Source organism: Burkholderia sp. LFS061 (assembly GCF_047978125.1).
Lineage (GTDB): Bacteria > Pseudomonadota > Gammaproteobacteria > Burkholderiales > Burkholderiaceae > Burkholderia > Burkholderia pyrrocinia_C.
On sequence record NZ_JBFPFS010000018.1, the window covers coordinates 67,776 to 79,087 of the forward strand.

At 69.1% G+C, this 11,312-nt stretch carries 12 protein-coding genes; 6 read left to right on the top strand and 6 right to left on the bottom strand.

All coding sequences use genetic code 11. From position 1 onward, the window contains the following. Positions 1-35: 35 nt before the first annotated feature. The 6 genes from ACNQQL_RS17885 to ACNQQL_RS17910 all read right to left on the bottom strand — a co-directional run bounded on the left by ACNQQL_RS17885 (position 36) and on the right by ACNQQL_RS17910 (position 5,225). On the bottom strand, positions 36-971 hold the full coding sequence (locus ACNQQL_RS17885) for a dihydrodipicolinate synthase family protein (RefSeq protein ID WP_034184548.1): 936 nt from the start codon (positions 969-971) through the stop codon (positions 36-38). A 70-nt stretch (positions 972-1,041) separates the two neighbouring features. After that, the gene (locus ACNQQL_RS17890) at positions 1,042-1,926 is read right to left on the bottom strand and encodes a glycosyltransferase family 2 protein (protein ID WP_072437767.1); all 885 of its coding nucleotides are present in this window, start codon (positions 1,924-1,926) and stop codon (positions 1,042-1,044) included. Between the two features lie 122 nt (positions 1,927-2,048). Then, positions 2,049-2,753: a GntR family transcriptional regulator gene (locus ACNQQL_RS17895; RefSeq protein WP_347064936.1), complete on the bottom strand. Its 705-nt coding sequence runs from the start codon at positions 2,751-2,753 to the stop codon at positions 2,049-2,051. Positions 2,754-2,832: 79 nt separating this feature from the next. Beyond that, complete coding sequence (locus tag ACNQQL_RS17900) at positions 2,833-3,624, bottom strand: aspartate/glutamate racemase family protein (RefSeq protein ID WP_081938620.1); 792 nt, start codon at positions 3,622-3,624, stop codon at positions 2,833-2,835. Then, the gene (locus tag ACNQQL_RS17905) at positions 3,621-4,865 is read right to left on the bottom strand and encodes a D-amino acid dehydrogenase (protein WP_347064937.1); all 1,245 of its coding nucleotides are present in this window, start codon (positions 4,863-4,865) and stop codon (positions 3,621-3,623) included. The genes ACNQQL_RS17900 and ACNQQL_RS17905 overlap by 4 nt, the downstream gene beginning before the upstream one ends. Positions 4,866-4,877: 12 nt before the next feature. Beyond that, positions 4,878-5,225, bottom strand: coding sequence for a RidA family protein (locus ACNQQL_RS17910; protein WP_034184553.1), 348 nt, complete (start codon positions 5,223-5,225; stop codon positions 4,878-4,880). Between the two features lie 306 nt (positions 5,226-5,531). On the opposite strand from ACNQQL_RS17910, the gene ACNQQL_RS17915 reads away from it, so the two are divergent. Genes ACNQQL_RS17915 through ACNQQL_RS17940 form a run of 6 tightly spaced genes read left to right on the top strand, consistent with a single transcriptional unit; the run spans position 5,532 to position 11,288 of the window. After that, on the top strand, positions 5,532-6,626 hold the full coding sequence (locus ACNQQL_RS17915) for an ABC transporter substrate-binding protein (RefSeq protein ID WP_072437764.1): 1,095 nt from the start codon (positions 5,532-5,534) through the stop codon (positions 6,624-6,626). 17 nt (positions 6,627-6,643) lie between these two features. Next, entirely contained in the window at positions 6,644-7,537 is an 894-nt protein-coding gene (locus ACNQQL_RS17920) for a branched-chain amino acid ABC transporter permease (RefSeq protein ID WP_310133611.1), read from the top strand. Continuing rightward, positions 7,530-8,417 (top strand): branched-chain amino acid ABC transporter permease, encoded by an 888-nt coding sequence (locus ACNQQL_RS17925; RefSeq protein WP_347064938.1) that lies wholly within the window; start codon positions 7,530-7,532, stop codon positions 8,415-8,417. Before ACNQQL_RS17920 ends, ACNQQL_RS17925 begins: the two co-directional genes overlap by 8 nt. Then, positions 8,414-9,196: an ABC transporter ATP-binding protein gene (locus tag ACNQQL_RS17930; protein ID WP_072437761.1), complete on the top strand. Its 783-nt coding sequence runs from the start codon at positions 8,414-8,416 to the stop codon at positions 9,194-9,196. Before ACNQQL_RS17925 ends, ACNQQL_RS17930 begins: the two co-directional genes overlap by 4 nt. Continuing rightward, the gene (locus ACNQQL_RS17935; RefSeq protein WP_072437760.1) at positions 9,193-9,912 is read left to right on the top strand and encodes an ABC transporter ATP-binding protein; all 720 of its coding nucleotides are present in this window, start codon (positions 9,193-9,195) and stop codon (positions 9,910-9,912) included. The genes ACNQQL_RS17930 and ACNQQL_RS17935 overlap by 4 nt, the downstream gene beginning before the upstream one ends. Next, entirely contained in the window at positions 9,909-11,288 is a 1,380-nt protein-coding gene (locus ACNQQL_RS17940; protein WP_347064939.1) for an MFS transporter, read from the top strand. Before ACNQQL_RS17935 ends, ACNQQL_RS17940 begins: the two co-directional genes overlap by 4 nt. Positions 11,289-11,312 lie beyond the last annotated feature (24 nt).

The window sequence follows — 11,312 nt, forward strand, 5'->3', positions numbered from 1 at the left end:
GTTCCTCGATCGGAAAGAAGAAGAATGCGCGCGTGTCAGCGCGCCCAGCGCAGCACGAGCGCGTCGAGCCGCCGCGCGATCTCGACGAGGCCCGCGCGCGTCTCCGGGTGCAGCGGCATCAGCGGGCGCCGTGGCGCGTCCGACGCGATCACGCCGCCCTCCTTCATCAGCGCCTTGCAGGCGAGCAGCCCGGCCTGCCGGTTTTCATAGTTGATCAGCGGCAGCCACTTCTCGTAGCCGGCCACCGCCTCGTCGCGCCGGCCCGCGCGATAAGCGGCCAGAATCGGCTGCAGCCCGTCCGGGTAGCCGCCGCCGAGGATGCTGCCCGTTGCGCCCGCGTCGAGATCGGCGAGCAGCGTGATCGCCTCCTCGCCGTCCCACGGCCCCTCGATCGCGTCGCCGCCGAGCGCGATCAGCTCGCGCAGCTTCGCCGCCGACTGCGGCACCTCGATCTTGAAATAGCGCAGGTTCGGAATCGTGCGCGCGAGCCGCGCGAGGAACGCCGCCGATACCTGCGTGCCGCTCATCGGCGCGTCCTGATACATGATCGGGATGTCGATCGCATCGGAGACCTCCGAGAAGAACGCGCCGATCGCCGCCTCGCCGCAGCGAATCGTCGCGCCGTGATACGGCGGCATGATCATCACCATCGCCGCGCCTGCCGCCTGTGCGGCCCGGCTGCGTGCCGCGCAGATCACCGGATTGAAATGGGTCGTCGTCACGATCACGGGCACCCGGCCCGCGACGTGCTCGAGAATCATCCCGGTGAGCCGTTCGCGCTCGTCGTCGGACAGCGAGAACTGCTCCGAGTAGTTCGCGAGGATGCACAGCCCGTCCGCGCCCGCGTCGATGATGAAGTCGACGCAACGCATCTGCCCTTCCAGATCCAGTTCGCCCGATTCGGTGAAAATGGTCGGCGCGACGGAAAACGCGCCCGTATAGCGGCGAGCTGCCTGCGTGTCATGAATCATCTTGTCGGCCTCACTTCATTTAGGATTGCAAAAATGATGAAACGAGCTTCCGCACGTCGTCGCGAGTCGGTCAGACCCGGCCGTACCGGCCGCGCAGCCCGTCCGTCACGCCGCACAGAATCGCGTGCAGCTTGGTTCGCTTGTCGCGCGCATGCAGCAGGATGAACGCGACGTGCTTCAGCGTGATCAGGTTGATCAGCAGCATGGCCGGATAGCGGCGCCAGTAGTCGCGTGCGACCAGGATGCAGTTGCGGGCGGCGTAGTAATGACGCAGCGCGCTCTGATCGAAGATCTCGACGCGCGGCCAGTGCTGCCGGGCCGACGGACTGCCGAGCTCGTGCGGCAGCGACACGTCCGCATTCACGCACACCGGCACGCCGTTCGCCTGCGCGCGCATGCAGTACTCGGCGTCGACATGATCGATGAAGAAATCCTCGCGAAACCGGCCGAGCGCGCGATACGCGTCGAGCGAGATCGCGGTGCCGGACGAGATGATCACCGAGCACGGCAGCAAGCCGCGCGCGCCGTCGCCGATCGGCGTGATCCGCGCAGACCAGCGGCGCACGGTGAAGAGCGGCAGGTTGCGCCGGAAGTTCCGGTTGAAGATGCGCGGCCCGACCAGGAAGCGCGTATCGCCGACCGTCGCGCACCCCGTGAGCATCCGCTCGAAGTAATCGGCGGGCACGGTCGAATCCTGATCGAAGATGAAAAACACGTCGCAGCCGCGGCGAATGAGAAACTCCACACCGGCGTTGAACGCGCCGGCGATCCCGCCGCGATTGTGGTTCGCGACCACATCGACGCCGTGCGCGGCGAGCCGCGCGTGCAGTTCGCGATCGACGACGGGCGAGTTGTCGACCGCGACGACGGCCGGACAGTGCGCGGGCAGGCCCAGCAGATGGTCGATCTGCGCCGCGGACGGCTTGTACAGCGTGACCAGCGTGCCATGTTTCATGACGGCACCTCGTAACGAAAGCGTGGCGATGCGCCGCACCGGCAGGCGGGCGGCCCGTCCTCCTTTGCCTTGCGTCTCGTCGGCGCGGTCTCGCCGGGCGCGCGTGCGCCGCGGACCGCCCGTTATTTTGCGTACAGCTTGACGACGCTCGCCGCCACGACGCGCGTGATTTCCTCCATCCGCCAGCGGATGTGCGTGTCGGTCAACGCGACGCATCGTTCGGTGTCCCGCGCGGCGAGCGCGTCGAGGATCTCCAGATGCTCGGTGAAGGCCGCGTCGCGCCGCTGGTCGACGTCGACCCATCGCACGTAGTGAATCCGCGCGTTGATTCCCTGCAGTACGCGCCCGATCTCCGCATTGCCCGACAGCGCGGCAAGCTCCAGGTGAAACAGTTCGTCCTTCAGGACGAGCTCCGACGACGGCATCCGCGGCGCGCTCTTCATCACCTGCCGCCAGAAGCGGCGCAGTGTCTTGATGTCGTTGTCGGACGCCCGCTCGCACGCGAGCATCACCGCGGTCGACTCGATCGAACGCCTCAGCTCAAAGAGATCGAACACGTCTTTCCCTTCCAGTTGGCGGATGAAGAATCCGCGATTCGGCACGAAGACCAGCAGGTTCTCTGCGACGAGCCGATTCAGCGCCTCCCGGATCGGCGTGCGGCTGACGTCGAACCGTTCCGCCAGTTCGAGCTCGTTGACCCGCTCGCCCGGCCGGATCGTATACACCACGGCCATCTGCTTCAGCTGCTCGTAAATCTCGTTGACCGTGAGGCCCGCGCGCCTGGGCGCCAGCGCCTCGCGGCCGCCAAGCACGGAATTCGCTACCATCTCGCCTCCTCCTTCGTCTGTCGGCGACCGTCATTATCGGCCATGGACCGGCCTGCGGACGCCTCTCGTGCTGCTACCGTCATTGCATCAGCAGGCGTCCGAAGCCCGGCACCGGATCGTCGACGCCGGCGAGCCGCAGCGCATGCCACGCGAGCGCGTGATTGCTCGACAACACCGGCTTGCCGGCGCGCGCCTCGATCTCCGCGAGCGCGTCGACGAGCCGAAGGCTCGTGCACGACACGAAAACTGCGTCCACCGCCGGGTCGGCGGCCAGCGCGAGCACCGCGCGCTCGATGGATGCGCGGTCGATTCGCGCCACCTCGTTGTCGTCGCGGTGCTCGAACGAGCCCGCACGCACGACGTCGACGCCGCGCGCGCGCAGGTAGGCCGCCATCGCTTCGTTGATCGAACGCTCGTACGGCGTGAGGAGCGCGACGCCGCGCGCACCCAGCGCGCCGAGCGCGACCCGCGCCGCGGTGATCGGCGTCGTGCACGCGACGCCCGGCCGCGCCTCGCGGATCCGCTCGAACACGCGCTCCTCGCCGAGCACCATCGACGCGGACGTGCAGCCGAACGCAACCACGTCGAGCCGCTCGCCGGGGCGAATCAGCTCGACGGCCGCCGCGATCCCGCCGTCCATCCGCGCGAGCGTCTCCGCGGTGATGTCGGCGGAGTTCGCGATCCGGCTCTCGTAGAATGCGACGCCGTCGAGCGCGAGCACGCGCCGCCATTCGTATTCGATCGTATGGTCGGTCGCGAGCACGACGAGCCCGATCGCCGCGCGGCGCGCGATGCCCGCATCGAGCGAGAAGCCGAAGCGCGCGTACGAACCGGCGCCGTGCTGCACAGGGGTCGAAAGAAGTTCGCTCACTGGAGTGTCATCCCGGTAATGTCGATGTCGGGCTGCCGGCCATGGATCAGGTCGGCAACGATCTTCGCGGTACCGCACGACATCGTCCAGCCCATGTGGCCGTGCCCGGTGTTGAGAAACAGGTTGCGATGCCGGGTCGCGCCGATGATCGGTGTGCCTTCCGGCGTCATCGGCCGCAATCCGGCCCAGTACGACGGTTTCGTATAGTCGGCGCCGTTCGGAAACAGCGCCTTCGCGGTCGCCAGCATGTGCGCGAAGTCAGCCGGCGTGTGGGTCGTGTCGTAACCGCCGAATTCGGCCGTCGCGGTCAGGCGCAGCCGCTCGCCGAACCTCGCCCACGCGACGAGCTGGTTTTCCTCGACGCCGCCGAGCGTCGGCGGCTCGTGGCGCGCGTCGATCGGCAGCGTGACCGAATAGCCTTTCACCGGATAGATCGGCAACCGGTAGCCGAGCCGGCGCGCGATGAACGGCGAGTATGCGCCGAGCGCGAGCACGTAGCGGTCGCCGCTCACGCGGCCCTGCGACGTCTGCACGTAGTCCACCGCGTCCGCGTTCGCGCGCATGCCGTCGATCGTCGCGCCGAAGCGGAACTCGACACCGAGCGCGCGGCAGCGCTCGGCGAGCGCGCGGGTAAACAGATGCGCGTCGCCGCTCTCGTCGGACGGGCAGTAGATCGCGCCCGCGATCTCGCCCGCCGCGCCGGCGAGCGCGGGCTCGCGCTCGATCACCGCGCGCGGGTCGAGCGTCTCGAGCGGCAGGCCGTTGTCGGACAGGATCCGCATGTTCGCGATGCCGCGCTCGAACGACGCGGGATCCCGGTACAGGTACAGCAGCCCGCCGCTGATCCGGTCGTACGCGAGCCCCTCGTCGCGGGTCGCGGACTGGAGCTGCTGCTGCGCGTAGCGGCACAGCCGCACCTTGATCGACGTGTTCCGGCGCGACCGCTCCGCCGTGCAGTTCTGCAGGAACTGGCGGCACCACGCCCACATCCGCCAGTCCGGCGACCACTTGAGGCGCAGCGCCTGCCCGTCCGAGAACAGCGACTTGAGCAGGATCTTCGGCGCACGCGGCGACGCCCACGTATAGGAATGCCCGGGCGCGATCAGCCCCGCGTTCGCGAAGCTCGTCTCGAGCGCGACGCCGTCGCGCCGGTCGATCACCACCACCTCGTCGCCTGCCTTCGCGAGAAAGTATGCGGTCGTCACGCCGACGATGCCGCCTCCGAGCACGACCGTCCTCATCGCTCGCCTCCGCTAGAACGCGGCGATCGCCGCGATTTCAACCGTGTACTCGGGAAACGCGAGCGCCGACTCGACGCATGCGCGCGCCGGCGCGTCGCCCTGCGGCACCCATGCGTCCCAGATCCGGTTCATGTCGGCAAAACTCCGGTGATCGGCAAGCCAGATGTTCGCGGACACGATCCGGCGCTTGTCGAGCCCCGCGCCGTCGAGCAGCCGGTCGATCTTGTCGAGGATCTGGCGGGTCTGGCCGGCGACGTCGAGTGCGGTGTCGTCGGCAACCTGTCCGGCAATGAACGCGAAGCCGCCCGCAACCACGAGCTGGCTCATCCGTTCGCCTGCGCCATATCGCTTGATCTCCATCGCACCGCCTCCGTTTCCGTGTCGAGTGGGTTGAATTCTAAGCATCCATATTCACAACTGTATACACTTTTTTCAAAAATATTCGACGCCGCGCCAGTCTGGCGCATATGCCCGACGCTGGTGTTTACCGTCGCTTATTTTGTGCATTTAACGCTTTAAAACAAGGCATTTTCTTACGCACATCGGTGCATTTGACGGACTTCGCCACATCCGTTCAAAAAGTGTTTGCCAACGATTTTTGTTCTGTGATTCTGTCGACACTTCTGTATTTCAAACGCAATTCAACACGCATTCAGGAGAACAAAAATGAAGCTGGGTTGCTGGAGTCTCGGGATCTGCGTCGCGCTCGGCGCGTGGGCGACATTTCCTGCGCGCGCCGACGTCAGCGTCGGCGCCGTGTTGCCGCTGACTGGCGCAAGCGCGTCGATCGGCGAGGACCAGCGGCGCGGGATCGAGCTCGCGGTCGCGAAGATCAACGCGCAAGGCGGCGTGCTCGGGCAGAAGCTGCAGGTGCAGATCGAGGATTCGGGCGGCACGGCGAACACGGCGCTCGACGCCGCGCGCAAGCTGGCGACGGTCGAGCGCGTGCCGCTCGTGCTCGGCGAATTCTCTTCGTCGGTGACGATTCCGGTCGGGCAGTTCCTCGTGCGTCAGGGCGACGTGCACATCAACATCGGTTCGTCGAGCCAGCAGGTCCGCAAGATCGGCGCGGGCTCGTTCAGCGCAATCGGGCTCGACGACCTGTCCGCGCGCTTCGCCGCGCAGGATGTGTACGACCGCAAACTGCGGCGCGTCGCGCTGATCGCGCCGAACAACGGCTACGGCCAGGGCATCGCGGCCGAGTTCAGGAAGCGCTTCGAGGCGCTCGGCGGCACGATCGTCTCGACGGTGCTCTACACCGAGGGCCAGTCGACCTACCGGCGCGAGCTGGAGCAGGCATCGCGCGCGCAGCCCGACGGCTACGTGTACAGCGCGTATGGACAGGAAGCCGCGACGCTGAACCGGCAGGCGTTCGAGATGCGCCTCAACCAGCGGCCGTGGTACGGGATCTACCTGACGATGTGCACGAGCGACACGCCCGCCCAGATCGCGCAGGGGCAAATCGGCCTGGAGGTCGCGGCGCTCGGCACAAGTGCCGACGCGTACGCGGCCGACTATCGAGCCGCCTACCACGAGGCGCCGCGCTCGGCGTTCGGCAGCTACGCGTACGACGCGACGATGCTGTCCGCCGCCGCGATCAATCGCGCCCAATCGGCCGATCCGGCGAAGGTGCGCGCGGCGCTCGCGGCCAGCCGGCCGTATACGGGCGTGACCGGCACGATCGCCTTCGACGCCGACGGCCAGCGCACGGTGCAGCCGTACGAGAAGGTCGTGTACCGGCAATCCGTCGTCGCGCGCTAGCCGCCGGGAGCAACGCGATGCTGCAATTCCTGATCGATGTCCTGATGCGCACGTCCGACCTGCTGCTCGTGTCGGTCGGCCTGTCGACGCTGTATTCGCTGATTCGCTTCCCGAACATCGCGCACGTCCAGTACGCGATGATCGGTGCGTTCGCGACCCTCGGGTTCGAGCGCGCGGGCCTGCCGTTCGCGCTCGCGACCGCCGTGTCGTGCGTGCTGGTCGGCCTTGCCGCGACGCTGCTGAACCTGTTCGTGTTCACGCGGCTGCTGCGCTCGGGCAGCGCGGTCGCGATGATCGGTTCGCTCGCCGTGTCGCTGCTCGCCGTCGCGCTGATGCTCGGCGCCGCCGGCTCGCGGCCGCTGCAGTATGCGCAGGCGGTGCGTCCGCCGCTGATGGTCGGCGGCGTCGCGATGTCGTCAGCACAGGCGGGTTCGATCGCGTGCGGCGCCGTCGCGCTCGCCGTGTTCGCGCTGCTGCTGTACCGCACCCGCCTCGGCCGAGCGATGCGCGCGCTCGCGTCGAATCGCGCGCTCGCGCTCGCAACGGGCATCGACGCGCAGCGCGTGACCAACGTGATCACGTTCGCAAGCGGCGTGCTCGCGGCGCTTGGCGGCACGATGCTCGGCGCGACCGAAAGCGTGCACGTCAACCTCGGCTACGGGCTGCTGATCCCGGTGTTTTCCGCCGCCATCCTCGGCGGCCTCGGCAATCCGCTCGGCGCGGCGGCCGGCGCGCTCCTGATCGCGTTCGCCGAAACGACCGCGCTCGACGTCGACTTCGGCGGGCTGGTCGGCCGGCCGCTCGCGTTCTTTCCGGTCGAATACGTCGGCGCCGTGTCGTTCGCGATCCTGCTCGTCGTACTCGTGTTCCGGCCATACGGGATCTTCGACAGGGAGGTGCGTCGTGTCTAGTTTCATCGTCCATCTGCTGACCGTCGCGTGCCTGTACGCGACGATGGCGCTCGGCCTGAACCTGCAGGCCGGTTACGCGGGGCTCGTCAATTTCGGCTTCGTCGCGTTCGCCGGGCTCGGCGCCTACGCTGCCGGCATCGCGTCGCAGCTCGGCTGGCCGCTGCCGGCCGCGCTCGCGCTCGCGGCCGGCGCGGCGAGCGTGCTGGCCGTCGCGATCGCGCGGCTCGGCCGCCATCTGTCGGCCGACTACTGGGGCATCGCGACGCTCGCGATCGCCGAGATCCTGCGCACGTTTGCGTTGAACGAAGGCTGGCTGACGGGTGGCGCGCAAGGCATCGGCGGCATCGCGCCGCTCTTTCCCGGGCTACGCGCGCCGTGGGCCGACCTGGCGTTCCTCGCCGTCGCGGCCGGCGGCCTCGCCGTCGCATACGCCGCATGCCGGCTGCTGACCACCGGCCGCTTCGGCCGCGCGCTGAAGGTGATGCGCGAAGAGCCCGCGCTCGCCGTCTGCTTCGGCTACGACCCGGTCGCGCTGAAGACCCGGGCGAGCGTCGCGGGGGCGCTGCCCGCGGCGTTCGCGGGCGCGCTCCTCACCTGGTACATCAGCTACGTCGGCCCGGACTCGATGGTGGCATCCGAAACCTTCGCGCTGTGGACCATCGTCATGGTCGGCGGGCTCGGCAGCCACGCGGGCGTGCTGGCCGGCGCACTCATCGTGCAGGCGGTCTACGCGGTCGCGCCGTTTCTGAAGGACTGGCTCGGCGTCGGCAGCGATCTCGCGGGCGCGGTGCGCCTCGGCCTCGTCGGCCTGATGCTGCTCGCATGCGTGCTGTGGCGCCCGCGCGGCCTTGTGCCGGAACGACTGGAGGTTCACCCATGAGCGCCCTGCTCGACCTTGAAGGCGTCACGATACGCTACGGCGACAACACCGTGCTGTCCGGCCTCACGCTGTCCGTCGGCGACGGCGAGATCGTCGGGCTGCTCGGTCCGAACGGCTCGGGCAAGAGCACGGCGCTCAACGCGATCACGGGCTTCGCTCCCGTCGCGGCCGGCGCGATCCGCTTCGCCGGGCGCCGCATCGACACGCTTGCGCCGCACCGGATCGCGCGGCTCGGCATCCGCCGGACGTTCCAGTTGCCGTCGATGCCCGCGCGCATGTCGGTGCTGGAGCTGGCGATGGCCGCGTCGTCGGCCCGTCACGGGCCTGTCGCCGCGTTGCTGCGCAGTCGTGCGACGCGCGCGCTGGAAGCCGAAACCCGCGCACGCGCTACCGCGCTGCTCGAAGAGCTGAAGCTCGCGCACGTCGCGCAGCTCGGCGCCGCGGCAATTTCGGGCGGCCAGAAGAAACTGCTCGGCATCGCGTGCGCGATGATGACCGAGCCGAAGCTGCTGCTGCTCGACGAACCGACCGCGGGCGTCCACCCCAACCTGCGCGGCGAGCTGGTCGCCGAACTGCGCCGCATCTGCGGACAGGGCGTCACGCTCGTCGTGATCGAGCACGACATGCACTTCATCCGCGAGCTGTGCGACCGCTGCATCGTGCTCGATCGCGGCGCCGCGATCGCCGACTGCCGTCCCGCCGAACTCGAGAGCAACCGGCGCGTGCTCGATGCCTACCTGGGCCGCGCGCATGCGCGCCGTCCGCTGGGGGTGTCATGATCGACGTCCGCGATCTGATCGCCGGCTACACACCCGACATCGACATCCTGCACGGGGTATCGCTATCCGTCGGGCCGGTCGACATCGTCACGATCCTCGGCCCGAACGGCTGCGGCAAGTCGACGCTCCTCAAGGCCATCGCCGGCTTCGTGCTGCCGCGCGCCGGCGCGGTCACGATGCACGGCCGCGACATCGCACGCGTGCCGGTATACCGCAAGATCCGCGAGTACGACATCGGCTTCGTTCCGCAGACCGACAACGTGTTCGGCGCGCTGACGGTTCGCGAGAACCTGATGCTCGGCGGCCACGCGATGTCCGCGTTCCCGCGCGAAGCGCGGATCGAGGAGCTGTGCGAGCAATACCCGGTGCTGCGGCGCCGCTACCGGTCGCCCGCGGGCGCACTGTCGGGCGGCGAGCGGCAGATCGTGTCGCTCGCACGCGCGCTGATGCCGCGCCCGGTGCTGCTGCTGCTCGACGAGCCGTCGGCCGGCCTGTCGCCGAAGATGGTCGACGAGGTGTTCGACGCGATCGTCAGGATGCGCGACACCGAGCACATCGCAGTGCTGATGGTCGAACAGAACGCGCTCGAGGCGCTGCGCATCGCCGATCGCGGCGTGGTGCTGACGATGGGCCGCGTTGCGCTGACGGGCACGTCGGCCGAACTGCTCGACAGCGACGAGATGCGGCGTCTCTATCTCGGCGGGCGCGCGGCATGAGCACGAACGCCGCCCCCGCTGCCGGCGCGAGCGGCGCGACCGCCACCCAGCCCGCGCGCGTGATGATCGCGCTCGCCTGCGGCTTCGTGATGGCGATGCTCGACGTGACCATCGTGAACGTCGCGCTGAAGGCGATGCAGGCGAGTCTCGACATGTCGCTGACGGCACTCGTCTGGGTGGTCGATGCCTATACGCTCAGCTTCGCCGCGCTGCTGCTGTTCGGCGGCGCGCTCGCGAACCGTTACGGGCCGCGTACGATCTATGTCGCCGGGCTCGCGCTGTTCGTCGCCGCGTCGGTGCTGTGCGCGGCCGCGCAGACGAGCGGCATGCTGGTCGCCGCGCGGCTGCTGCAGGGCGTCGGTGCCGCGCTCTTCATGCCGAGCTCGCTCAGCCTGCTCACGCTGGCGTTTCCGGCCGGGCCGTTGCGCACGCGGATGATCGGCATCTGGGGCGCACTGGTATCGGCGGCGATGGCGATCGGGCCGTGCGTCGGCGGCGTGCTCGTCGACGCGATCGGCTGGCGCGGGATCTTCTGGGTCAACCTGCCCGTCGGCCTGGCCGGACTGTGGCTCACGCGCCGTCACGTCGGGCATTCGCCGCGCCATCCCGGCCCGCTGAACACGTTCGGCCATCTGCTCGGCGTGCTCGCGCTCGCGGCGCTCAGCTATACGCTGATCGAGGGGCCGGGCGCCGGCTGGCGCTCGCCCGCCATCGTCGCCGGCGCGGCCGCGACGCTCGCTGCCGGCACCGCATTCGTGTGGCGCGAACGTCGCGCCCGCCACCGGATCCTGTCGCCCGCGCTGCTGCGCAACCCGCGCTTCGTCGCGGGCGGCCTGCTCGGGCTCGCGATCAATTTCGGCATCCTCGCGGAAATCTTCCTGCTGAGCCTTTACCTGCAGCAGACGCGCGGCGCGAGCGCGCTGCGCGCCGGCTTCGAGCTGTTTCCGCTGATGGCGATGTTCGGCATCGGCAATCTCGCGTCCGCCCGCGTGAGCGCGCGGCTCGGCCCGCGCGGCACGCTGCTCGCGGGCCTCGCGCTCGCCACGCTCGGCAGCGCCGCGCTGATCGGCATCGAGGCGATGCCCTACACGGCGCTCGCGATCGCGGTCGGCATCGCGAACTTCGGCGCGGGCCAGGCGATCCCCGCGATGAATCTCGTCGTCATGCAGTCGGCCGGCCCCGCGGACGCGAATCTCGCCGCCGCATCGCTGAACGCGAGCCGGCAGATCGGCTCGCTGGTCGGCGTCGCGATCGCGTCGGTCGTGCTGCACGCGATCGCCGACCCGGACCGCGCGACCGCCGCCGGTTTCGCGGTGATCGCGGCCGTCTACCTGGCCGGCTTCGCGATCGTGTTCCGGCGCATCGACCCGGGCTGACGCGCACGCGGGCCGCCCTTCTTC

Bases quoted from the DNA above. Each gene is read 5' to 3' on its own strand.
- ACNQQL_RS17930 (WP_072437761.1), top strand. From the start codon at position 8,414: ATGAGCGCCCTGCTCGACCTTGAAGGCGTCACGATACGCTACGGCGAC.
- ACNQQL_RS17940 (WP_347064939.1), top strand. From the start codon at position 9,909: ATGAGCACGAACGCCGCCCCCGCTGCCGGCGCGAGCGGCGCGACCGCC.
- ACNQQL_RS17935 (WP_072437760.1), top strand. From the start codon at position 9,193: ATGATCGACGTCCGCGATCTGATCGCCGGCTACACACCCGACATCGAC.
- ACNQQL_RS17910 (WP_034184553.1), bottom strand. From the start codon at position 5,225: ATGGAGATCAAGCGATATGGCGCAGGCGAACGGATGAGCCAGCTCGTG.
- ACNQQL_RS17885 (WP_034184548.1), bottom strand. From the start codon at position 971: ATGATTCATGACACGCAGGCAGCTCGCCGCTATACGGGCGCGTTTTCC.
- ACNQQL_RS17895 (WP_347064936.1), bottom strand. From the start codon at position 2,753: ATGGTAGCGAATTCCGTGCTTGGCGGCCGCGAGGCGCTGGCGCCCAGG.
- ACNQQL_RS17915 (WP_072437764.1), top strand. From the start codon at position 5,532: ATGAAGCTGGGTTGCTGGAGTCTCGGGATCTGCGTCGCGCTCGGCGCG.
- ACNQQL_RS17890 (WP_072437767.1), bottom strand. From the start codon at position 1,926: ATGAAACATGGCACGCTGGTCACGCTGTACAAGCCGTCCGCGGCGCAG.
- ACNQQL_RS17905 (WP_347064937.1), bottom strand. From the start codon at position 4,865: ATGAGGACGGTCGTGCTCGGAGGCGGCATCGTCGGCGTGACGACCGCA.
- ACNQQL_RS17920 (WP_310133611.1), top strand. From the start codon at position 6,644: ATGCTGCAATTCCTGATCGATGTCCTGATGCGCACGTCCGACCTGCTG.